This is a genomic window from Gillisella taibaishanensis, assembly GCF_001938985.1.
Lineage (GTDB): Bacteria > Pseudomonadota > Alphaproteobacteria > Rhizobiales > Rhizobiaceae > Allorhizobium > Allorhizobium taibaishanense.
In genome coordinates this window covers 1-23,720 of sequence record NZ_MKIN01000023.1, presented here as the reverse complement: position 1 = coordinate 23,720, position 23,720 = coordinate 1, and the positions used below count along the sequence as shown (strand labels likewise).

12 protein-coding genes are annotated in these 23,720 nt (G+C 57.8%); 7 read left to right on the top strand and 5 right to left on the bottom strand.

What is annotated here, in order from left to right:
- Positions 1 to 147: 147 nt before the first annotated feature.
- Positions 148 to 1,983: a methyl-accepting chemotaxis protein gene (locus BJF91_RS16935; protein WP_075615734.1), complete on the top strand. Its 1,836-nt coding sequence runs from the start codon at positions 148 to 150 to the stop codon at positions 1,981 to 1,983.
- 234 nt (positions 1,984 to 2,217) lie between these two features.
- Here the strand turns inward: BJF91_RS16935 and BJF91_RS16930 are convergent, their stop codons facing one another.
- On the bottom strand, positions 2,218 to 3,645 hold the full coding sequence (locus BJF91_RS16930) for a virulence factor family protein (protein WP_075615733.1): 1,428 nt from the start codon (positions 3,643 to 3,645) through the stop codon (positions 2,218 to 2,220).
- Positions 3,642 to 6,254 (bottom strand): bifunctional lysylphosphatidylglycerol flippase/synthetase MprF, encoded by a 2,613-nt coding sequence (gene mprF, locus BJF91_RS16925; RefSeq protein ID WP_075615732.1) that lies wholly within the window; start codon positions 6,252 to 6,254, stop codon positions 3,642 to 3,644. The genes BJF91_RS16930 and mprF overlap by 4 nt, the downstream gene beginning before the upstream one ends.
- A gap of 507 nt (positions 6,255 to 6,761) precedes the next feature.
- Here mprF and BJF91_RS16920 point away from each other — a divergent pair.
- From BJF91_RS16920 to clpB, 6 genes are all read left to right on the top strand, one after another.
- Complete coding sequence (locus BJF91_RS16920) at positions 6,762 to 8,036, top strand: aspartate kinase (protein WP_075615731.1); 1,275 nt, start codon at positions 6,762 to 6,764, stop codon at positions 8,034 to 8,036.
- Positions 8,037 to 8,121: 85 nt separating this feature from the next.
- The gene (ptsP, locus tag BJF91_RS16915; protein ID WP_075615730.1) at positions 8,122 to 10,386 is read left to right on the top strand and encodes a phosphoenolpyruvate--protein phosphotransferase; all 2,265 of its coding nucleotides are present in this window, start codon (positions 8,122 to 8,124) and stop codon (positions 10,384 to 10,386) included.
- A 27-nt stretch (positions 10,387 to 10,413) separates the two neighbouring features.
- The gene (prfA, locus tag BJF91_RS16910; RefSeq protein ID WP_075615729.1) at positions 10,414 to 11,493 is read left to right on the top strand and encodes a peptide chain release factor 1; all 1,080 of its coding nucleotides are present in this window, start codon (positions 10,414 to 10,416) and stop codon (positions 11,491 to 11,493) included.
- Positions 11,490 to 12,371, top strand: coding sequence for a peptide chain release factor N(5)-glutamine methyltransferase (gene prmC / locus BJF91_RS16905; protein ID WP_075615728.1), 882 nt, complete (start codon positions 11,490 to 11,492; stop codon positions 12,369 to 12,371). Before prfA ends, prmC begins: the two co-directional genes overlap by 4 nt.
- A 426-nt stretch (positions 12,372 to 12,797) precedes the next feature.
- The gene (locus BJF91_RS16900; RefSeq protein WP_075615727.1) at positions 12,798 to 13,688 is read left to right on the top strand and encodes a DUF4167 domain-containing protein; all 891 of its coding nucleotides are present in this window, start codon (positions 12,798 to 12,800) and stop codon (positions 13,686 to 13,688) included.
- Between the two features lie 287 nt (positions 13,689 to 13,975).
- Positions 13,976 to 16,582 carry an ATP-dependent chaperone ClpB gene (gene clpB / locus BJF91_RS16895; protein WP_075615726.1) on the top strand — a complete coding sequence of 869 codons (2,607 nt, stop codon included), beginning with the start codon at positions 13,976 to 13,978 and terminating at the stop codon, positions 16,580 to 16,582.
- Positions 16,583 to 16,718: 136 nt separating this feature from the next.
- On the opposite strand, the gene BJF91_RS16890 is transcribed toward clpB, so the two are convergent.
- The 3 genes from BJF91_RS16890 to BJF91_RS16880 all read right to left on the bottom strand — a co-directional run bounded on the left by BJF91_RS16890 (position 16,719) and on the right by BJF91_RS16880 (position 23,233).
- A complete protein-coding gene (locus BJF91_RS16890; RefSeq protein WP_075615725.1) occupies positions 16,719 to 19,403 on the bottom strand; it encodes a J domain-containing protein in 2,685 nt (894 codons plus the stop codon).
- A gap of 12 nt (positions 19,404 to 19,415) precedes the next feature.
- Positions 19,416 to 21,098, bottom strand: coding sequence for a molecular chaperone HscC (locus tag BJF91_RS16885; RefSeq protein WP_075615724.1), 1,683 nt, complete (start codon positions 21,096 to 21,098; stop codon positions 19,416 to 19,418).
- A gap of 188 nt (positions 21,099 to 21,286) precedes the next feature.
- Complete coding sequence (locus BJF91_RS16880) at positions 21,287 to 23,233, bottom strand: M23 family metallopeptidase (RefSeq protein WP_075615723.1); 1,947 nt, start codon at positions 23,231 to 23,233, stop codon at positions 21,287 to 21,289.
- Positions 23,234 to 23,720 lie beyond the last annotated feature (487 nt).

Genomic DNA, 23,720 nt, shown 5'->3' with positions numbered 1-23,720 from the left:
ATCGCTTGTCGGCTTTGAATTTCGGGATCACGCACGAAATTACCAAACGTCATACTAATCAATCCGTTAGTCGTCGGGTGATTGTGGCCGCTGGTCCTTGGGGCAGCGCAACCGAGGTCATGTCATAGTCAGTCATGAGGGGATGAAATGAAGAATATGCGACTTTCCAGGCAACTGTTTTCATTGGTTGCCATGCTCGTTTGCGGCTTTGCCGCCGTGCTTTACTTCCAGATCAGAACATCCAGCCATTCCATCATCGAGCAGCGCTATGACATGCAGCGCATCCAGACCGAAAGTGCTGTCTCCATCCTCAAGATGTATTACGAGCGCGAGCAAAAGGGCGAGATGACCAGACAGGCGGCTCAGGCTGCAGCCTTCGATACTCTCTCCGCCATTCGTTATCAGCCCGATGGCTATATGTTCGCCTATGATTACGATGGTGTCCGACTGGCCTATCCGAACAAGACCGGCGTTGGCACCAACCAAATTGCGGTAAAGGACAAGAACGGTCTTGCCCTGATTTCCGAACTGATCAAGGCGGGCCGCGGCGGTGGCGGCTTTGTCGAATACAACTGGAATCGTTTGAACACGCCTGCGGACACAGTCTACCCGAAAGTAGGCTATGCCCTGGCGTTCGAACCCTGGAAAATGGTTGTCGGGACAGGCGCCTATCTGGATGATCTCGAAAACTATATTCAGTCCGACGTGAACAAGACAATTACGGCTGCCCTTTGCGTACTTCTGGCCACACTTGCAGTCGCATATCTGGTCATCAAGTCCGTCACCGGTGCCTTGGGTGACTTGCGCGGCGCGCTGCTTGATGTGGCGAATGACAGCACCGACTTTGTTGTTCCCCATATCGAAAGGGAAAACGAAATCGGCGCCATGGCTAAGGCAACCGAGGTGTTGCAGCAGAAGGCCAGGGAGAGGCATGCCATGGCCGCTCGCCAGGAGGAGCAGCAGAAAGAACTCGACGGGGAGCGCCAGCGCAATCTCGATCGTCAACACGAAGAGGCCGCTCAGCAGGCGAGAGTGGTCAGCACGATCGGTGCTGCGCTCTCACGACTTGCCAAAGGTGATCTCGCCGTACGCTGTGCCGACTTGGGCGGCACTTACGAGGAGCTGCGTCGCAACTTTAACGAGGCTCTATCCATGCTCGAAGAGGCCCTCTTGCGTGTTCGCCGCAAGAGCCAGGAGATCGGTGTCAGCAAAGACGAAATTCGCCGCGCCTCCCGCGAGCTTGCGCAGCGGACCGAGCATCAAGCCGCCAATCTGGAGGAAACCTCGGCGGCGCTGGACGAATTGACCGTGGCTATTCGCCAGACATCGGAAGGCGCACGCGAAGCCGCCAACCGGGTGCAGACGGTCAGCCACGAAGCACAGCAGAGCGATGACGTGGTCAACCGTGCCATCGAGGCGATGAGCAGCATCAAGAAGTCCTCCGAGGAAATCACCAAGATCATCGGCGTCATCGATGAGATCGCATTCCAGACCAATCTGCTGGCGCTGAATGCCGGGGTCGAGGCGGCGCGCGCCGGTGAAAGTGGCAAGGGCTTTGCCGTCGTTGCCCAGGAAGTACGTGAACTCGCACAGCGCTCGGCGGCAGCGGCCAAGGAGATCAAGGAACAGATCGCCCGTTCCTCCGATCAGGTTCAGCAGGGTGTGGATCTCGTCGGTGATACCGGCTCCGCACTGCGACGGATTTCACAGCAAATCACCCAGGCCAATGACGTCGTATCGCGTATCGCCGCTAGCGCCGCCGAGCAGGATACCACGCTGCGATCAATCTCCTCGGCTCTGAACCAACTCGACAGCGCGACGCAGAAAAATGCCGCCATGGCGCAGGAAACCACCGGTTCGGCTGAGGTGCTCGATGCCGATGCAGGCGAATTGCTGCATCTGATCGATGAGTTCCGTCTTTCTGGTGGGAGTCAGCCTGGAGCTGCTCTCCACGCCATTCCGCCCGTCCGCCTTGTTGGTTGACGCGAGCATTGGCGTAATGATTACGGATGGGGCCTTTCGAGGCCCCATTTCGGTTTGAGGACCGTCTTGATCCGTCGTTCCTGCCTCTATTCAAGCCACTTACGGGAGCGCTGAGGTGAAGCTCAACGTTGGAGCGTTAAGCTGCAAGAAGCATGCATGAGAGCCTCGATGGCGGCAAAAAAAGGGGCCTTGTCGGCCCCTTTTGCGTCTGATGATGAGTTGGCTAATTCGGCTTCAGTCGAGCTTGCGGGTCTTCAGCCGGTCGAGCAGCATTTTTGCCAGCGCTTCGTAATCGCCGTCGAAATGGTGGCCACCTTCCAGCTTGACGACATCGACCTTCTTGGTATCGAGCAAGTGGCAACCATCGTCTTCCTCGTCATCGGCGCCGTAGAGGCACTGTACGAGGCCAGCGGGCATTTTGGCGATTTCCTTGGTGGGATCGCCACCAGCACCGCTGCCTTTTGCGCCAAGCCAGCCGGTGACGGAGATCTCGAAGTCCGAAGCCTGGGACATCGACAGCAGTGAGACCTGGTTGACCTTCTGGCGCAGATTCTCCGGCAGGAGATTGTAAACCGGCGGGGTGATGTCGGCACCGAAGGAGAAGCCGACAAGCATGACATGTTTGACCTTCCAGCGCTTGGTATAGGTGTTGATGATCCGGGCAAGATCGTCTGCGGTCTCCTGCGGTTTGCGGGCTGACCAGAAATAGCGCAGTGAATCGACGCCGATGACCGGCAGTCCTTCCTGCTGGAAATAGCCGGCAATTTCGCTGTCGATATCGCGCCAACCGCCGTCACCGGAATAGATAATCGCCATCGTATCGAACGCCGGCTTATCGACTTCCATCACTGTCAGCGGCAGGCCCAAAGGCTCCGCTTCCTTGGCTGTTGCGGCAATCATCACGTCGATACCGTCGGACAGCGTCTGGGCGGCAGGCTTTTGGCTGTCGGCAACGTCGATGTCGGAATGATCTTTCAACAGATCGGCGACATGGGTGCGGCCAACGGGATCGGCCGTTGTGGAGAAGCGAACGCTTGCCGGATCTGGCAGGGCGCCATCGGTGAGGCCATAGACGATGCCGCCGTTTTTCGGGGTCTTTTCGGCTGGCGTACAGAACTGGTCGGGCAGGGGAATGACATCGCCTGGGTCGACGGCCAGGGTCTCGCCGATCGTAGCGTTCGGGGTCTGGGCCAGGATCGCCAGGGCCAGGGTGCCGCCTTCGCCGATGCCGGCGACGAGCGGCGGCAGATAGTCGGAGCCGCCGATGCGCCGCTGGATCTGATGGGAGAGATCCTCGATATCGGAGACGGTGTAGATGCAGTCGTCCTCGTCGGAGGATTTGAGATCGGCTTGCAGCGATTGCAGGTAGCGCGGTGTGTCAATGCCGACCACGACCGAGCCATTGCCCCGCAGCCGTTCCGCCTCAGCCTTCATCTGGTCGTTCCAGCCGCTCTTATCGGAGAGCAGGAAAACGACTGACTTCGGCTTGCCGTCAGGTAGGGTGATGACAGGATCTGGAATGGTGCCGGTCTCATAGGGTTCATCGGCGGCGAGCGCTGGGCTGAGCAAGCCGGCGCCGGCCGAAGCCAGGATCAGGCATCCCGTAATCAGCAAGCGCCTGGCGACAGCGCCGACACTGAGACGATAAACTGACGATTTCATTTCTTTACCACGCCTTTCAGACCGCCACCGATCAGGAGAGTTGCGTCCAGGAGGGCGATCACCGGACTGAGACCGCCCGAAACGGCAAGATAGCGGGGTTGCCATTCGGGGTGGAACTTCTGCTTGAAAGCACGTAAGCCTTTGAAATTATAGAAGCGCTCACCATGCTCATAAAATGTGTTGGCAATGCGGTCCCAGACCGGTGCCACTTCTCGGCGCGACAGGCCCGACAAGGGCGCCATGCCGAGGTTGAAATGCCCATAGCCTTCGGTGCGAAGGTAGGTCAGCAGGCTGACGAACAGGTAGTCCATCGCGCCCTTCGGCGCATCAGGCGAAAAGCGCATCAAGTCTATCGAGGCCTCTGCCTTGGTCTCCGTGACAAGGATATTGGCGAAGGCGACAATATTGCCCTCGGCGCGTAGTACGATCACCGGCTGACTGAGAATATACTCATCAGTAAAGGCGCCGAGCGAAAAACCCTTTTCCTTGGCACGGTGCTGGGCAAGCCAGCCATCTGAGACGGCTCTGAGATCTTCGAGTACATTGGGCACATCGGCGACCGGGATGATCTCGTAGCTCAATCCGTCACGTTCAGCCTTGGAAGCGCTTTGGCGCAGGTTGGCCCATTTGCCGCCCTTCAGGTCGAAGCGTGGGAGATCGACGACTGCCAATTCGCCCAGCTTGAAGGCCTGCATGCCGGCATCGGCAATGGCTGGCAGCAGGACGGGCGATGCCTGATAAAATACGGCCCGGCAGCCGGCCAGACGGGCGGATTCGACGAATTGCCATACCAGTTCGTCACGCGCTTTCTTCGGTCCGACCGGATCGAGGAAGGCAATCCACGACCGTCCTTGTTTGCCATACATCAGGAAGGCCTGGCCATCGGGCGAGAACATCACCGCCTTGTCGCCGGTGCGCACCAGATTGCTATCGGCCACGTCGGACTTGCCGAGAATGCCGACAGCCTTTTCGATATCCTCAGGCGTGGACGGGGTGACGGCAGGTGCTGCGGGCCGCAACAGACTGAACACCGCAAGCGCCGTCGAAAAGATCGTCAGGCCGAGCATGGCGCGCAGCGAACGGGGGGCCGACTCGGAAAACTCGAACTCCCACCAGAGCGAGCGCGTGTAGTCCACGTCGCGGTAGACGAAAAACAGGATGAGGCAGGCGCAGATGCAGATCAGTGCGATTGCCGTCAGCCAGGAAGCCGTCAGCACCTGACGGAACAGCGAGGCCGGGCGCACGAACAGGCGTTTGCTTGCAAACAGGCCGATCAGCAAAACAGCCAGCGCCGAGGCCTCGAACACGGCAAAGGCGCGCAGCAGCGATAGGACCAGCGCGACGGCCGCGCCGACCATGGCGGCCCACCAGGCGCCATCCAGCCGCTGGGCAAGACCGCGGGCGGTGATGACCAGGAACAGGCCGAGCAAGCTGGTGAAGAAATGCGCGCCTTCGACCACCGACAGCGGCAGGATATTCTGCAGGAGTTCCAGATCGCTTTCCGGCGTCGGCGTAACGCTCGAAAAGATCAGCATGACGCCGAGAATGAAGGTGAGGGCGCCAAGCAGCGCCGGCGAAATCCGCGCTGCTGTCCGTCCGACGCCCGCGAGCGCCGGCGTCTTGGAATAGTGCCGCAGCTCAGTGAACGACACCAGCGCGATGGCAATGATCAGCGGCAGGACGTAATAAATCAGGCGGTAAACGACAAGCGAGGCCAGGACCGCATCGATATTGGTGGTCGGGCCAAGTGCGGCGAGAATGACGGTTTCAAACACGCCGATACCAGCCGGCACGTGGCTGAGCACGCCGATGCCGATGGCGATTGAATAAATTGCGAAGAAGGCCGGCCAGGAAATGGCGGCCTGTTCGGGCAGAAGCGCATAAACCACGGAGGCGGAAAAGGCGAGATCGGCGACGGTCACGAGGAACTGGCGCGACAGCGTCGGCGTGTCGGCCATGCGCAGGGTGACGCCGGCAAAGCTCAGGCTGCGGCGCTGACCAATCACGATCAGAACGCCGAAGCCGAGCAGGATGGCAATGGCGAACGCACGGAGCCAAACCGGGCTGATGTCGAGCAGCGGCGCGATTTCCGATGACATCGGAATGAGCGACAAGGCGGTGACGGCAGCAAGGCCAAGGCTGAAGGAGAGGGTGACGAAAGCGATGACGCGACCGATATCATCAGGCGCAAGACCGGCCCTCGAATAGGCGCGGTAGCGGATAGCGCCGCCCGAAAGCATGCCGAAGCCCGCCGCATTGCCTACCGCATAGGCACTGAAGGCAGTCAAGGCTACTTCCGCCATCGGCCGTTTGCGACCGATGAATTCCATGGCGTTCCAGTCGTAAAGGCAGAGCGACATGAAGCTGAGGGCGGTAAACACGACGGCAAGCAGGATCTGGTCATAACCTGTCGTCGCCATGGCCGAGACCACATCGTCATAGCTGACCTCTTCCGTCAGCCGATAGATTGCCAAGGCAACGGCGGCGAAAACGATCAGCGTGAATACGGCGGCGATCGCTCGCCCGTATTCGGCAAGAGCTGCACGCCATCCGGACCTGGTCGGCGGCTCTGCGCTCTCCGGGCTCTCGGATTGTAGTTCGGCTGCCATGCGATCGTCCCTTCCGTTGACTTCTCGTAAAGCGGCGAATGTTCGCCGTCTCACGTTATAGATAATGCATATACAAACTTAATCGTTCACGAGCTTTGCCCACAAACCCTGCCGGATTTAAGGTCAAATGCCGAAAGCGATGCCAAAGGAAAATCCTCTGGATGGGTCGGTTCCTGCTCCGGCTCGCCTTCCGCAACTGCGATAGGGATGCCGTTCGCATATTTCCAGATGCCGCATAAATCCGCAGGTCGAGTTTCGATATGAGGATTTATGCGGCATTATTCTGACTTTGCAGGTCTGTACTGAATTATGGCTGAATGCGGTATCCTAAAAACATGACAAAAACGTTTGCGGTGCGCCTCTTTCTCAGGCGTACCGTATGGGGCGAACTTGCCGTTGCGCCTTTGCCCCGAATTGTCTAAAAGCCCGCCAGCCGCGTCTGCAAGATGCGGGATTGGTTTTTGCCGGACATATCCGGCACAGGTTTGAGGTCGAAACGGTCAGGCCATGGCGCGCATTGTGATGAAATTCGGCGGAACGTCCGTCGCCAATCTTGAACGCATTCACAACGTCGCGCGGCATGTGAAGCGCGAAGTCGATGCTGGCCACGAGGTTGCCGTCGTGGTCTCGGCCATGTCTGGCAAGACGAATGAGCTCGTCGACTGGGTCCAGAATATGCCAAAGGTGGCTGGCGCCGCATCGCCTTTCTATGATGCGCGCGAATATGACGCTATCGTGGCCTCGGGCGAGCAGGTTACCTCAGGCCTGCTGGCTATCGCGCTGCAGTCGCTCGGCATCAATGCACGCTCCTGGCAGGGCTGGCAGATCGCCATCAAGACCGACAATGCCCATGGTGCCGCCCGCATCCAGGAAATCGACGGGTCCGAAATAATCCGCCGCATGGGCGAAGGCCAGGTGGCCGTCGTTGCCGGCTTCCAGGGTATCGGTCCCGACAACCGGATCGCGACGCTCGGGCGCGGCGGTTCCGACACATCCGCCGTGGCGATTGCCGCCGGCGTCAAGGCCGACCGCTGCGACATTTATACCGACGTCGACGGCGTCTATACCACGGACCCGCGCATCGAACCGAAGGCACGTCGCCTGAAGAAGGTCGCCTTCGAAGAAATGCTTGAAATGGCCTCGCTCGGCGCCAAGGTGCTGCAGGTGCGTTCCGTCGAGCTGGCTATGGTGCATAAGGTGCGCACGTTCGTGCGCTCAAGCTTTGAAGATCCCGATGCTCCGGGCATGGGTGATGTCTTAAATCCGCCCGGAACGTTGATTTGCGATGAGGAAGAGATCGTGGAACAGGAAGTTGTGACTGGCATTGCCTATGCCAAGGACGAAGCCCAGATTTCGCTGCGCCGGCTGGCCGATCGTCCCGGCGTGTCTGCGGCGATTTTCGGGCCGATGGCCGAATCGCATATCAACGTCGACATGATCGTCCAGAATATTTCTGAAGACGGTTCCAAGACCGATATGACCTTCACGGTCCCCTCTGGTGACGTGGACAAGGCCCTCAAAGTTCTCTCCGACAACCAGGAGACGATCGGCTTCGACGTGCTGCAGAGCGAAAAGGGCCTGGTCAAGGTGTCCGTCATCGGCATCGGCATGCGCAGCCATGCTGGCGTCGCTGCGACCGCTTTCCGGGCACTTGCTGAAAAAGGCATCAATATCAAGGCGATCACCACGTCTGAGATCAAGATTTCCATCCTGATCGACGGTCCTTATGCCGAATTGGCGGTTCGCACTTTGCATTCTTGCTACGGTCTCGATAAGGCTTGATCAACGGGTGGGAATTTGCCACCCTTGATCAGTATGACCGTCGGCATTTCGCCTTCGGTTCGGCATTATCGGGAGTATGCACGCGATGAGAGACCTTTCTGCGGGTCCGCGCGTCCTCCTCAAGCGGCTTCGCGAATTGATGGCGGAGCCTCTTGAGCCTCAGGAGCGTCTTGACCGTATCACTCGCCAGATCGCGAGCAATATGGTCGCCGAAGTCTGCTCCGTATATGTCCTGCGCTCCGATGGCGTGCTGGAACTTTATGCGACCGAGGGTCTCAATCCCGACGCAGTGCATCTGGCGCAGCTGAAAATGGGACAGGGCCTGGTCGGCACCATCGCAGCCTCTGCCCAACCGCTCAATCTTTCCGATGCGCAGGCGCATCCGGCTTTCCGTTATTTGCCTGAAACGGGGGAAGAAATTTATCATTCCTTCCTCGGCGTGCCGATTTTGCGGGCTGGCCGCAGTCTTGGCGTTCTTGTCGTCCAGAACAAGGCGCAACGGAATTATCGGGAAGACGAGCTTGAAGCGCTTGAAACCACGGCCATGGTGCTGGCCGAAATGATTGCCACCGGCGATTTGAAGAAGATCACCCGGCCGGGTCTGGAACTGGACCTGACGCGGGCCGTGACCATTGATGGCGACAGCTATAGCGAAGGCATTGGCCTTGGCCATGTCGTGCTGCATGAGCCGCGCATCGTCGTCACCAATCTTCTGAACGAGGATACCGAGACCGAGCTGAAGCGCATGGCCGAATCGCTCGGCTCGCTGCGCATTTCCATCGACGACATGCTGTCGCGCCGCGAAGTGGCGATGGAGGGTGAGCACCGCGAAGTGCTCGAGACCTACCGGATGTTCGCCCATGACCAGGGCTGGGTGCGGCGCATGGAAGAGGCGATCCGCAACGGTCTGACGGCAGAAGCGGCGGTCGAAAAAGTGCAGAGCGACACCAAGGCGCGAATGATGCGCCTGACCGATCCCTATATGCGCGAGCGCATGCATGATTTCGACGATCTCGCTAATCGGCTGTTGCGTCAGTTGACAGGCTTTTCCGGCAGTAGTTCGGATGGTTTCCCGAATGATGCGATCATTTTCGCCCGTGCTATGGGGGCAGCCGAACTGCTCGACTATCCGCGTCAGAACATTCGCGGCCTTGTGCTGGAAGATGGGGCGGTGACCAGCCATGTGGTGATCGTCGCGCGTGCCATGGGCATTGCCGTTGTCGGTCAGGCAGCCGGTGCCGTGGCGCTAGCGGAAAATGGCGACGCCGTCATTATCGATGGTGACGACGGCAAGGTGCATGTGCGGCCAATGGCTGACCTGCAGAAGGCCTATGAGGAAAAGGTCAAGCTCAGGGCTCGGCGCCAGGAACAGTTCCGGGCGCTGCGCGATGTCGAGCCGCTCAGCAAGGACGGTCAGCGAATCAAGCTGCAGATGAATGCCGGGCTGATGGTCGATCTGCCGCAGCTTGCCGATTCGGGCGCTGAAGGCATTGGCCTGTTCCGCACTGAGCTGCAATTCATGATCGCCTCGACCATGCCAAAGGCCGACGAGCAGGAAGCGCTTTATCGCAACGTTTTGAAGCAGGCCAAGGGCTTGCCAGTGACCTTCCGCACGCTGGATATCGGCGGCGATAAGGTGCTGCCCTATTTCCGTAGCCATGAAGAGGAAAACCCGGCGCTTGGCTGGCGCGCCATCCGGCTGTCGCTCGATCGGCCTGGCCTGCTGCGCACCCAGATGCGGGCGCTGTTGAAGGCGGCTGCTGGCGGTGAACTGAAGATGATGTTGCCGATGGTGACGGAGGTCTCGGAAATCCGCGCTGCCCGCGAATTGCTGCAGAAGGAAGTGCAGCATATCTCGAAATTCGGCCACGGCCTGCCGCGTCGCCTGCAATTCGGCGTGATGCTGGAAGTGCCGGCGCTGATGTGGCAGCTCGACGAGCTGATGCAGGAAGTCGACTTTGTCTCTGTCGGTTCCAATGACCTTTTCCAGTTTTCCATGGCGGTTGACCGGGGCAATGCCCGGGTTTCCGACCGCTTCGATATTCTGGGACGGCCGTTCCTGCGCATTTTGCGCGACATCGTCCGCGCTGCCGACAAGCATGACACGCCGCTGACGCTGTGCGGCGAGATGGCCGGCAAGCCATTGTCTTCAATGGCGCTGTTTGCTATCGGCTTCCGCTCGGTGTCGATGTCGCCGACATCGATCGGGCCGATCAAGGCGATGCTGTTGCAGCTGGATGTTGGCAAGCTTTCGGAAGAGCTGAATGCTCTTCTGGATGATAACCGGCCGAGTGAACCGATCCGGGCCTTCCTCACCCGGTTTGCCGAGCAGAATGGCGTTCCGCTCTGAAAATTGACTGATAATAAGAGGTAAAGGGTGGCGAAGCTTCCTGTCGATAAAATGCGCGAACTTGAGCGCCGGTTTGGCGAGATCGAGGCGCGCATGTCCGCCGGGCCGGCTGCCGACGTCTATGTCAAGCTTGCTTCCGAATATTCCGAGCTGCAGCCGGTGGTCAAAGCCATCCGCGAACTGGTGCAGGCGGAAAAGGAAGTGGCTGACCTGAAGGCACTGCTTGCCGACAAGGCAACCGACCGCGACATGCGCGAGCTCGCGGAAATGGAACTGCCTGACGTTGAGGCGCGGCTGGAGGGCCTGGAAAAGGAAATCCAGATCCAGCTTCTGCCCAAGGACGCCGCCGACGAGAAAAGCGCGATCCTGGAAATCCGTGCCGGTACGGGCGGGTCGGAGGCGGCGTTGTTTGCTGGTGATTTGTTTCGCATGTACGAGCGCTTCGCGGCATCGAAGGGCTGGAAGGTCGAGGTTCTCTCGGCCAGCGAAGGTGAAGTCGGCGGCTATAAGGAAATTATTGCCACCGTCAGCGGTCGCGGCGTTTTCTCCAAGCTGAAATTCGAATCTGGCGTGCATCGCGTGCAGCGGGTGCCGGATACGGAAACCCAGGGCCGCATTCACACCTCGGCAGCAACGGTGGCGGTGCTGCCGGAAGCGGAAGAAATCGATATTGAAATTCGCGCCGAAGACATCCGCATCGATACGATGCGTTCGTCCGGCGCCGGCGGCCAGCATGTCAATACGACCGACTCGGCTGTGCGAATCACCCATCTTCCCACCGGCCTGATCGTCACCAGTTCGGAAAAGTCGCAGCATCAGAACCGCGCCAAGGCCATGCAGGTGCTGCGCTCGCGCCTGTTCGACATCGAGCGGCAGCGTGCCGACAGCGAGCGGTCGGCAGACCGCAAGAGCCAGGTTGGCTCGGGTGACCGTTCCGAGCGGATTCGCACCTACAATTTTCCGCAGGGACGTGTGACAGATCATCGCATCAACCTGACGCTCTACAAGCTTGACCGGATGATGGTCGGTGAAATCGATGAAGTGGTCGATGCGCTCATTGCCGACTATCAGGCCGGTCAACTGGCCCAGCTTGGCGAGCAGGCATGAGCGCTTCTGCGGTGACGCTGAGCCAGGCACTCGCCACTGCGCGAAGCCGGTTTGCAACCGCCGCAATAGCCGATCCGGCTGGGGATGCCCGCATACTGATCGCCGGTCTCCTGGGGTTGAGCGCCACTCAGCTTATCGCCGGGAGCGACCGGATGTTGAGCGCCGAGGAACTTGGCCGGATCGAAGCTGCGGTTGAGCGGCGGCTAGCCTTTGAGCCGGTGCATCGCATTCTCGGCAAGCGGGCGTTTTTCGGGCTTGATCTTGCTTTGTCTCCCGCAACGCTTGAGCCGCGTCCCGATACCGAAGTTCTCGTCGAACGCGCTTTGCCGTATCTCGCTGAGATCATTTCAAAAAAAGGCAATGCACGGCTGCTGGACCTTGGTACGGGAACCGGAGCGATCGCGCTGGCTCTGCTGCAGGAATGTCCTGCAGCCACGGCTTTGGCGACCGATATTTCCGCAGATGCGCTTGCCGTGGCGCGGGGAAATGCCGAGGCAAATGGTCTTGCTGACCGGTTTCAGACGCTGGAAAGCAACTGGTTCGAGCGCTTATCCACACGCTTCGACATGATCCTGTCGAACCCACCTTATATCGTGCGTTCAGTGATCGAAGATCTTGCGCCTGATGTAAAGCATTTCGATCCGATGGCGGCGCTCGATGGTGGTATTGACGGTCTTGACGCATACCGGGCGATCGCGAGCGGAGCGGAGGCTTTCCTTGAGGAGGAGGGCATTGTTGGGGTTGAGATCGGCTATGATCAGGCGCGTTCCGTGACGGAACTTTTCGTCGATCAAGGCTTTCTCCTGTTAGAGGACGCGAAGGATTACGGCGGAAACGATCGTGTTTTGCTGTTTGTCAAATCCCTATCAACACGTTGAAGCGCCTGCCAAGGAACTTTCTGCAACGCAAAGAAAGGGCTTGGATTTCATAAGGAAGCGGGATAGGTTGCGGTCACGCATCGGGCAGCTGGGAATGAACAAGGATTCGTTTGACCCTGGAGCGACCGCGACTAAGCCTTTGCAAGGAAAAGTTCGCGGCGCAAATTAGTCCTGGTGCGTGGATCAGATAATTTACTGCTTGATTCCTTAAGCCTCTACCGGTTTAAGGGGCAAAATTGTGCAGGACTTTAATGAGTTGCGGCAGACCCGCTTGTCTTGGTTTCAGGCGTAGGCAGCTGCAATGTTCACCAGCGGCCGTATGTTGCATTGGCGCAGTATGCCCCGCAGCGCGTTGAGCCCCGGTTCGATTAACGAACGGGCCGCGTCGCCCTCATATCAGCAAGACAGAAATCAGGTGAGTAATCGATGAGGCCAGGACAGCAAAACAAGCGCAGTCGGGGGCGTAGCAATGGCGGCAGCAATAACGGTAATAACAACGGTTTTAACCGGAAGGGCTCCAACCCGCTGACCCGGACCTATGACAGTTCAGGGCCGGACGTGAAGATCCGCGGCACGGCGCAGCATATCGCTGAGAAGTACATGGCGCTGGCCCGTGATTCCCAAAGCTCCGGCGACCGGGTCATGGCCGAAAACTATCTTCAGCATGCCGAGCATTATAACCGCATCATTGCCGCCGCCCAGGCGCAGATGCAGGAGCGCGTTAATCGCGACGACCGCGACTACAATGATCGCGACGTGTCGGACATGGATATGGACGACAATGATGGCGGTATGGATCGTGGCTTCCAGCCGCAGCCGGACATTCAGGCTGCTCAGCCTCGCGTCCAGCAGGAGCGGGCTGAACGTCCGGAGCGTGCCGAGCGCCCTGAACGCCAGGAACGTCCCGAACGCCAGGAACGGGCTGAGCGTCAGGAACGGCCTGAGCGTCAGGATCGTCGTCAGGAACGCCCCCATCAGGAGCGTCGGCCACAGCCAGTGGCTCAGCCGCAGCCCGAACTTGATATTGCCGGTAGCGGTCCGCAGCCGGTAATCGAGCATACGCCTGTCGAGGCTGAATTTGCCGCTGAGGAAAGCGCCCAGCAGGCCAATGCAAAGCCATCCGAGCGCCAGACCCGCCGCCGCACGCCGACTGCTCGTCCGCGCCGTCCGCGTCGCACGGCGGAAGAGGGGGCTGCAGAAGGTGGTGAGACCCCGGTCAGCGAAGGCAAGGCCCCGGTTAGCGAAGGCAAGGCAAAGGGTCGCGCCAAGAGCGATGACGGCGATGCCCCAGCCCTGGTAGACACCGTTTCCGAATAAGAATTCGAACCCGGCTTAAGCCGGGATCTCGAATGCCAGAGAGTTATTTCAACCCCTGTCGCGATTACGCGGCAGGGGTTTTCCTTTGCCTTGCGATTCATCAATAAAAGCCAATATTTTTCGGCTAACCTGCTCTTTAAAGAGGAAAAATGCCTCCCCATATCTGGGCTACAGATTGACCATATCGATAAAAAGATAGTTCCAATCGCCGGGCCTGCCGCATAGGGGGCCTTATCCTCAAAACCCATGCCGTGCCTTGATGGGCGGTCTGGAGACTGGAGAGTAAGATGAACGTTGAGAAATATTCCGAGCGCGTCCGTGGCTTCCTGCAATCTGCGCAAACCCATGCGCTGTCGGAAGGCCACCAGCAATTTACCCCTGAACACGTGTTGAAAGTCCTGCTGGACGACGACCAAGGCATGGCCTCGTCGCTGATCAGCCGCGCGGGTGGCGATCCCAAGGAAGTGCGGATTGCCAATGATGCGGCCCTTGCCAAGTTGCCGAAAGTGTCCGGTGGCAATGGCCAGGTCTATCTGGCGCAGCCCCTGGCGCGGGTATTTTCGACGGCCGAAGATGCCGCAAAAAAGGCTGGCGACAGCTTTGTAACGGTCGAGCGCCTTTTGCTGGCGCTGGCCGTGGAGAGCTCCGCCTCCACGTCGGCCAGCCTGAAGAAGGGTGGCGTGACGGCTGCAGGCCTCAATCAGGTGATCAACGATGTTCGCAAGGGCCGCACGGCTGATACGGCCAATGCCGAACAGGGTTTCGACGCCCTGAAGAAATACGCTCGCGACCTGACTGCCGAAGCCCGCGAAGGTCGGCTTGATCCTGTCATTGGCCGCGACGATGAAATTCGCCGCACTATGCAGGTCCTGTCGCGCCGCACCAAGAACAATCCCGTCCTGATCGGTGAACCCGGCGTCGGCAAGACGGCGATTGCCGAAGGTTTGGCAATTCGGATCGTCAATGGCGACGTGCCGGAAAGTTTGAAAGACAAGAAGCTCATGGCACTCGACATGGGCTCGCTGATTGCCGGCGCAAAATATCGCGGTGAATTCGAAGAGCGCTTGAAGGCGGTGCTGAATGAGGTTCAGGCCGACGAAGGCGAAATCATCCTATTTATCGATGAGATGCACACACTTGTCGGTGCCGGCAAGAGTGATGGTGCCATGGATGCATCCAACCTGCTGAAGCCGGCCTTGGCACGCGGAGAATTGCACTGCGTTGGTGCGACGACGCTGGATGAATATCGCAAGCATGTCGAAAAAGATCCGGCCCTTGCCCGGCGGTTCCAACCTGTCATGGTCGACGAGCCGACGGTGGAAGATACGATTTCCATCCTGCGCGGTCTTAAAGAAAAATACGAGCAGCATCACAAGGTGCGGGTTGCAGACTCCGCGATCGTTGCGGCTGCAACACTTTCTAACCGCTACATCACCGACCGGTTTCTGCCAGACAAGGCAATCGACCTGATGGACGAAGCTGCGTCTCGCCTCAGAATGCAGGTGGATTCGAAACCGGAGGAGCTCGATGAGCTCGACCGCCGCATTATCCAGCTGAAGATCGAGCGGGAAGCCTTGAAGAAGGAAACCGACGTTGCCTCCGCCGACCGGTTGAAGCGGCTGGAAAGCGAATTGGCTTCACTTGAAGAAGAAGCCGATGCGCTGACCGCCCGTTGGCAGTCGGAAAAGCAGAAGCTCGGTCTGGCCGCCGATCTGAAGCGCCAGCTTGACGAGGCCCGCAACGATCTGGCCATTGCCCAGCGCAAGGGTGAGTTTCAGCGCGCCGGCGAACTGGCCTATGGCGTAATACCAGGCCTGGAAAAGCAGCTTGCCGATGCAGAAGCCAAAGACGCGTCCGGCGCGGCCAGCATGGTGCAGGAAGTGGTGACGCCAGACAATATCGCCCATATCGTCTCTCGCTGGACCGGCATTCCCGTAGATCGAATGTTGCAAGGCGAGCGCGAAAAGCTGCTGCGCATGGAAGACGAACTGGGTAAATCCGTCGTTGGCCAAGGCGATGCGGTACAGGCGGTATCGAGGGCCGTGCGTCGCTCGCGTGCCGGTCTGCAGGACCCAAATCGGCCGATCGGCTCGTTCATCTTCCTCGGCCCGACAGGTGTCGGTAAGACAGAGCTTACTAAGTCGCTCGCCCGCTTCCTTTTCGATGACGAGACGGCAATGGTGCGGCTCGACATGTCGGAATATATGGAAAAACATTCCGTATCCCGGCTGATCGGTGCTCCTCCGGGCTATGTCGGCTACGAGGAAGGCGGCGCTCTGACGGAGTCGGTACGGCGCAAGCCCTATCAGGTCGTCCTGTTCGATGAGATCGAAAAGGCGCATCCCGACGTCTTCAACGTGCTATTGCAGGTTTTGGATGACGGCCGTCTGACTGATGGCCAGGGTCGCACGGTGGACTTCAAGAACACGATCATCATCATGACCTCCAATCTCGGAGCGGAATATTTGACCGCACTTGGCGAGAATGAAGACGTCGATAGCGTCCGCGATCAGGTGATGGATGTCGTCCGGGCTTCGTTCCGGCCGGAATTCCTCAACCGCGTCGACGAGATCATCCTGTTCCACCGCCTGCGGCGCAGCGAGATGGGCGCGATCGTGGCAATCCAGATGCAGCGGCTGCTGGCCCTTCTTGCAGAACGAAAGATCACCGTCGATCTCGGCGAAGATGCCCGCGATTGGCTCGCCAACAAGGGCTATGATCCCGTGTATGGTGCAAGGCCGTTGAAGCGGGTGATCCAGAAATACCTGCAGGATCCTCTGGCGGAGCAAATCCTGTCCGGCGAAGTGCTCGACGGGACCGACGTGAAGATCTCTGCCGGTTCGGATCGGCTGCTGATCAAGCCGATCACGCCTGTGGATCAGGCGGCGGCGTAAGTGATACATCGGGGCGAGGATTTAAAATCCTTGCCCCGATCAACTTCGCGGTCGGCACTGTTGAATTTAATTGCACCTCATTTGTCGTCTGATGCGGCATCGCATTCAGGACGCTGTTTCTGGCGGTTTTTGCCTACTATTGAGCTTTAAGCCTCGCCAGCTCGTTGTTTATCGCCACTTTTGAAAGATCTTTGTCTATTAGAGGAAAGCATGCTTGAGACGACATTACGTCCGTCTCGAAGGCGCTGATCGCATCCTCTTTCCGGTTCAGCATTTCCAACGCGTAGCCTTTGAGCGCCCAAACACCCTGACAGTGGGTGAAGGTCGAAGCTAAATTGGGGTCTTCGAGATAGGCGATGGCATGGAACGGGTCATGAGATGCGAGGCGCTCGCGAGCAAGAGCAAAATTTATCAAGCCACCGCCGGCTGACCATCCGCTTGTATTCTTGGCTTCCGCTGTATCGATGAAGACGGACAGTTCTCTCGCTGTGGTAAAGTCTCTGGCCATCAATGCTTTTCGAAGAGCTTCATATACTGTGCTGATCGCGGCGCCGCCGAGTTGGCCTTTTCCGCTCAGAAGGCGCGTGACACCAACAGCGCGTTGGCAATCGGGAATTTCCTCAAGGCTATGACCAATCGCTGCCCAGGTAGCGGGCTCCGTGAGGTGGCTGGATAAGGCGGAATCCTGCAGTTTTTCGCGCAGTCTGTTGAGCGACTGGTCTGCACTGTCCTGCAACGGCAGTCGTAAGCATGTTTTGATTGAATTCAGTAATCCGATCCAATTGCCTGCTTCGGTCGACCATATATTGAGTGTACCGGGCTTTGCGGGGGGCAGATATCCGGCTTCAATCTTTTCGGCGAGCGCTACGTTCAAAGGAAGAAGCGCCTGCTTGGGAACATGAGAGAGATCGGGTATGTATAGAACCTGTTTACGGTCGCTCGTATCAATGGCTGTCAGCCATTCTTTATTTGGAATTTCCAGTAGTTCTTTCAAGGCATTAAGGACTAGCTGGGGATGAAGTTCCGAACCTCGTAGTTCCGCGGATATGCTGTTGTCGAGAAATTTCAGGATAAGATGATTCTTGATGCTCTCCGCCGGATCAAGAATGTTGTTGGCGAGGTTCCGCGGTGGCATCAATGCCCAGATCGCCGTTTCCAAAGAGGGATCGTCCTTAACTGCCGTAAGAGCGGCGCGCCATTGCAGCAGGGTCCGTTCGATCGACTCTCGCTGTTCAAGATTGGCTGCTCGATACTGCTCGGCAATAAGTGAGAGCTTCGGCCCTCTCTCGAGTCCAGGGAGAAGATTGCCGTCGCTCTGTCCGAAGGCGCGAAGACTTTTGGCCGTTTCTGCAAGTTTGAGCGTGATGGAGAACTGCTGTGGTATGGCAATGTCATCGATCTTTGTCGACCGCCCTTCCGGCATTGCCCTCAAAGTTTCGCGCGCGGTATCGAGGGCTTCGAGAAACTTCAAGAAGTCCTCGGTGTTCGTATCGCGTTTTGAGGCTACGGTTTCCAGCACTTTTAGAACATGGGTGCGAATGATTTCATCCGCTCTTGTATCTCGATATTGGAGCCCGACAAATTTCCCTGGTAGAAAGGCGAGTTGCACCAAGAGAACGACAATGCAAACGACCTCAACAGCCTTCATCACGTGCCCAAGATTGGAACCATGACGGCGGCCCTCCAGAAACCGGTGCCGTTCCGATGGAATAATCAGGCCTTTTCTGTCGGCAGCGCCGACATGTCTCGTCCAGGATTTTACCTTGCTGGGGAAAAATGCAGTGCCTGCATATAGTCTGGCAGCGATCAGAAGGCAGCCCAGAAATGCTTCCGCATAGAGCGGCATGTTCGGTAAAAGGACGATAGCGCCGGTCACCAGCAAGGTTGTGAGCAATATCGCATATGCTTCCGCTTGAATGCCGGCTCCGAAGAAATGGCTTGCGGGAAAAAGCAAGCTGATCCAGCTAAAGCTCCGGCTCCATTTCCTGTTCTGAAAGCTTCTCTCGACGAATTTCGCGGTTGCCTTATCGTCCAGTAGCGCAGCCAGGTCGTCTTTCATAAAGATCGGCAAGCGTGTTTGGGGATCGCTATAGGCCTGCCGACCCACTTGGCGTCTCTCCGTCACCTTGCGAGCCGAATTGGCGACGGTCAGCCAGAAGAAATAGTTTCTGGTGCCTATGTCTCCGGCCTTCTGGCGGAAATCGCTCTCGAGCCAGAGGAAGTTGCATTCCTCTTCTATGACCTCGACGATGGCGGCAACACCCTCGCCGTTTTGAAACTCTTCGTACTGGTCACTGTCACGAGCAACGGCGGCAGGAAGGAAAGTTTGCAGTCTTGACGCTATTTCGCCGTGAAAGATTTTGCGCCGCTCGAAGGAGACGGGAATCGCTCGATTAAAGAGCGCAGTCCAACATGCCGCCTTCCAGACAAGTCTGTTCGTCTCGATCCAATCTTTCCGTGTCTCGATCAATTCATCCAAAGATCTCAGAAGTTCCGACATCAATATCTGCTCGTCACCTTCAGGCGGCATATCGAGATGTAATTCGGCCTTGAGCTTATTACCGTCGAGAGCATCGGAGGCAGGTGCATCACCTTCAATCCGATGATTGTCGGGTGCCGCCTCCTCTTCCGGTGTTGCCGGCGGCCAGTTAGGCGAAGCGGCAAGGTTAAGAGCGATGTCGCGCGCTTCCACGAGCCGCTGAAAACCGGCCGGATCATCGTCAGGACGGCAAGTCTTTAGCTTTTTGGCGTAGGCCCGTTTGATTTCACGTTGATCGCGCGTCGGATTGATGTCGAGTATTGCCCAGCAATTCAGTATCAAGGGGAAGGATCCTTAAACGAGAGGGCGCTCGAGATAGGTCAAGGCAGCCGCGAAATCCTGCCTAACCGCATCCAGATGCCGGCTCGATTGATTTTGGATGTCGAGTTCGAACCGGGTAAGAAGTGCTCTTATCTGCTCACGGGTCTCCCCGAGGCTCTCGGCGTAAAGTCTCTCGGCCCAAGCGATCAATGCCCGGTTTTCCCGTTGGTCTCGCGGCAGCAGCTTCGTTGAGGAGAGGGCCGCGAACCGCTTTGCTAGCTCCTCCTCCGTCAGATTGTCTTGATTCCTGAAGAATTTGCGGTGGGTTTGCCCCGTCGATACTACCGTGGCTTCGACTTCAAGAGCACCATTTATGTCATAGGTATAGCGGACATCGATGGCCTCATGACCCGCAGGACCCGTCGGAATTTTGAATTGAATGTCGCCGAGGCGGATATTCTGGCTCGGGCGCATGCTTTCGCCCTGAAGAACCTGGAACAGGATTTCGGTTTGTCCATTGCTCACCGTCCTATAGCGATTGAGCCGGCTGATCGGCACGACAGCATTGCGCTCGATGATTGGAGAATAGGTTGATCCGTCCGGTGAAAGTGGATCGTGCACAGCAGTGCCCAAAGTGAAGGGGCAGACGTCCGTCATGACGATTTCTTTTAGAGCCGAATGCCGCGTCTTCAGTGCCGCCTGCACAGCAGCGCCTAAGCCAACAATATGATCGGGCCTGGCATGAAGCAGTGGAAATCTGCCAAACATGCGCGTTGCAAGGGCGCGGATCATCGGCATTCTGCTCGCTCCGCCAACCAGAACGACCTGGTCGATCTCCTCCGGCTTGATGCGGGCATCGCGAATAGCCCGGTCGATTGGCGCCCTGAGACGTCGCAACAGGCTCTGGGAGATCTCCTCGAATTGCTCCCGGCTGATGGTACCCGAATAGGTCGAATCGGTTGTGGTAAAGTGATAGGTCGTGTTAGCGTTATCAGACAGGGCCCGCTTGACACGCTCGGCTTCGGCAAAGATCCGCCCTTTTTCCTCAGGCGATAAGGCGTCTCCCGAAAGATCATGTCTTTCCATCAGAGCATTGATCAGGACCTCGCGAAAATCGTCGCCACCAAGCGCAGTGTCGCCAGCCGATGCGCGAATTTCCATCACGTCGTCATATTTCTCAAGGAGGGACACGTCGAACGTTCCGCCCCCTAGGTCGAGGATCAAGAAGCTGCCTTCCTGCGCATTCTCCAGTCCATGGGCCAAGGCGGCCGCTGTCGGCTCGTTGATCAATCGCTCCACGCGCAGGCCAGCCAGAGCTGCAGCGTCGAGCGTTGCCTTTCGCTGAACATCGTTGAAATAGGCGGGCACCGAAATGACCGCCTCATCGATAGTTTGTCCAAGTCTGGCTTCCGCATCTTCTCGCAACGATTTTAGAATTAGCGCCGAAAGTTCCTCTGCGCGCCAGCGGTAGGTTCCGACCTGAAAAACCTGGGAGCTACCCATCGCCCGCTTGAAAGATGCGACAGTTCGGTCAGGGTGTGTAGCCAAGCGATCGATAGCGGCCCTTCCGATAAGAATCTCGCCATCATCACCAATGCTGACAGCCGACGGGGTCAGGATGTCGTTCAAAGCATTTTCTATTGGCTGGGGACCGTCGTCGCGCCATGTGGCGACCAGCGAGTTGGACGTGCCAAGATCTATTCCGATAACTACCATAATTTGCTAATCACCTTAATATTTAACTGTCGTGTTTCATAGCAAGCGCCATCTTCTTCTTGTCGTTACACAACAGAAGTATCAATGTGGTTTATACCAAGCGATGTTTTTAATTTTTATTGCGATCAAACGAGCGTCACTTTGTCAAAGTGATTTCGCCACCTGACCCCTGGGGCCTTTGCAAACGATCAGTTCGTTGCCGCGACCTGCCGGTTCTTCTCAGCACTGCTCAGCAGGTCGTCGATGCGCTGGCGCTCGACTTCGAATTTGGCGAGAACATCGCCACCGAGCGACTTTCCATCCGGCAGGCGAACCTTCATCGGGTCGACCTTGGTGCCATTGACGATGATTTCGTAATGCAGATGCGGGCCGGTGGATTCGCCTGTCGTTCCGACCCAGCCGATCACTTGACCTTGGCGGATTTTCGCTCCGGCCACCACGCCCTTGGCGATGGCGCTTTGGTGGTTATAGGAGCTTTCATAGCCGTTCGGGTGGCGGACAATCGTCTGGTTGCCATAACCGCCGGAATCCCATCCGGCCTTTTCAACGACACCATTGCCGGCTGCGATAATCGGTGAACCCGATGGTGCGCCCCAGTCGACGCCGGTATGCATGCGCGAATAGCCGAGGATCGGATGGCGCCGCATGCCAAAACCAGAACGGAACACGCCGTTTGGCACCGGGTTGCGGAGGAGGAACTGGCGGTTTGTCTTGCCGTTTTCGTCGAAGTAGTCGACGGAATTGTCGGACGGGTCCTGGAAACGATAAAGCGATGTCGTGGTATCGCCAAAGCGGGCGCGAAGGAACAGCAGTTCGGAATCCGGCGCTGCCTTGCCGCTCTCATCTGCGGCCGAATAAAACATCTCCAAGCCATCCGTCGGCCGCAGCGGTGCTTGAAGATCGACGCTGCTTGCCAGCATGCGTACAATCTGGGCAGTCAACTCTCGGCTCAAGCCGTAGGAGAGCGAGGCGCGATAGATTCCATCGTAGATGCTGGGCAAATCGCGGCTGGCCGTAACGGGCGGGCTGTTTTCGTCGAAGGCCGTCGCAATAGCGTCCAGCATTGGCGGCTCGGTACCTTCGACGAGGCGGCTCTGGTCGTCGACAGCCATGGTCACAAGATGTTTGCCGCCGCGATAGGCGCTGAAGCGCACGACCCGCGCCTGCTCACCGCGCTGGATAATGCCCAGACGCAAAACATCGCCGGACTGCAAGGAAGGGCTGCCCAGCTTCTCGCTGAGGCTGTCGGATATCGCCTTCGCCTTGGCTTCCGGGTAACCGGCACCTGTCAGAGCGGAAATGATGGTTTGCTCACGACGCACGGGAATGATGTCATCGGCATATTCGTCGGTTTCAGGCGTGACCGGATCCGGCGTCGAAACGCTCAGGTTCTGCTCGACCACTCGTGCTGAAAGCCCAGGATTCACATCGAGATTGCCATCGGGATCGGCGAACCGTTCGGGATCTATATAATAGAGTGCCGAAACCTGCTGTGTGCCTTCTGTCAGCACGGATCCGTTGGAGCGGACATTTTCCTCAACTTCATCGGAGGTCATGCCCGGCGCCAGCTTGAAGGGGACGCCGTTAGCCGGAAACGCAATTGTTTTCAGGCTTACTTCTGAATCAACGTTAGAGCCGTAGATTGTCCCTGTCCTCGGCGTTACCGTCTGCTCGCCGCCCGCAAAGATGCTGAGCGGATCGAAAGGTGGGTAATTTTCTTGAGTCGAGAGACTGGTCGAGACCAGCATTTTCAGATGCGTGAATGGCTGACGGCGCACGACATCCTTGTCGCCGTTGCGGATCATCGTCGAGACATCAAGCACGGAACGGCTCGCGGTCTTCGCGGAGATGACCGTATTGATCAATCGTCCGCCCCGGCGCACGCCATCGGACGTGTTGTCATGCTGTTTCAGGTCGGCCAAGGCAAAGGCTTCGGCCGGTATGGCCAATTGCTGGCGGCCGTCAAGCGCTGCAAACAGCGCAACCCCCATAAGGACCGAAGAGGTGATGCCAGTCAAAAAGGTACCAGTGAGCCAACGAAGGGAGATTTCCCGGCGATCAGGCGCACGCCGCCCATCCGCTAGAATGGGCGGTTCAGTGCCAAGTGATCGCAACAGGGTCCTATCCAAACTCATCTTTTACGCTGCACCTGCCATAGGTCCCGAGTGATCCCACTATAAGCGCCCTGATGGCCGACCTGCCAAGCAGCAGACCGCTCTCTAATAAGCAGATGTACGGCGCCTCATTTATACATCTGCCCGCTTGATGCCAGACTGTCAAATCGAGCTCTGTTCGAGATCCTAAGTTAGGGCACAAGCTTCAGAGTTGTCCCTGCTCCCGAACTGGCTTCATATCCTACCAGCGGGCCGCCCTCAGACCATCAGAATGTGTATTTCTAAGGGCGATTAGATTTTCTGGAGGAAATGACGCTCTTTGATATGGGAAATAGGCAAGGCCGTACGTCCGGCCGCTCATGGAAACGAGGTAAAATTCACCATTAATGACGCATTATCAGCCACTTGCCTAAAAAGTGGATTTTCCCGCAAAAATGGGTTTGACATGATGAGGGTGTGGGCTTAGAACCCGGCTCCAGAAGACGAGGGCGGCGGCGCTGCTAGCGGC

Bases quoted from the DNA above. Each gene is read 5' to 3' on its own strand.
- BJF91_RS16935 (WP_075615734.1), top strand. From the start codon at position 148: ATGAAGAATATGCGACTTTCCAGGCAACTGTTTTCATTGGTTGCCATG.
- BJF91_RS16930 (WP_075615733.1), bottom strand. From the start codon at position 3,645: ATGAAATCGTCAGTTTATCGTCTCAGTGTCGGCGCTGTCGCCAGGCGC.
- mprF (WP_075615732.1), bottom strand. From the start codon at position 6,254: ATGGCAGCCGAACTACAATCCGAGAGCCCGGAGAGCGCAGAGCCGCCG.
- BJF91_RS16920 (WP_075615731.1), top strand. From the start codon at position 6,762: ATGGCGCGCATTGTGATGAAATTCGGCGGAACGTCCGTCGCCAATCTT.
- ptsP (WP_075615730.1), top strand. From the start codon at position 8,122: ATGAGAGACCTTTCTGCGGGTCCGCGCGTCCTCCTCAAGCGGCTTCGC.
- prmC (WP_075615728.1), top strand. From the start codon at position 11,490: ATGAGCGCTTCTGCGGTGACGCTGAGCCAGGCACTCGCCACTGCGCGA.
- BJF91_RS16900 (WP_075615727.1), top strand. From the start codon at position 12,798: ATGAGGCCAGGACAGCAAAACAAGCGCAGTCGGGGGCGTAGCAATGGC.
- clpB (WP_075615726.1), top strand. From the start codon at position 13,976: ATGAACGTTGAGAAATATTCCGAGCGCGTCCGTGGCTTCCTGCAATCT.
- BJF91_RS16885 (WP_075615724.1), bottom strand. From the start codon at position 21,098: ATGGTAGTTATCGGAATAGATCTTGGCACGTCCAACTCGCTGGTCGCC.
- BJF91_RS16880 (WP_075615723.1), bottom strand. From the start codon at position 23,233: ATGAGTTTGGATAGGACCCTGTTGCGATCACTTGGCACTGAACCGCCC.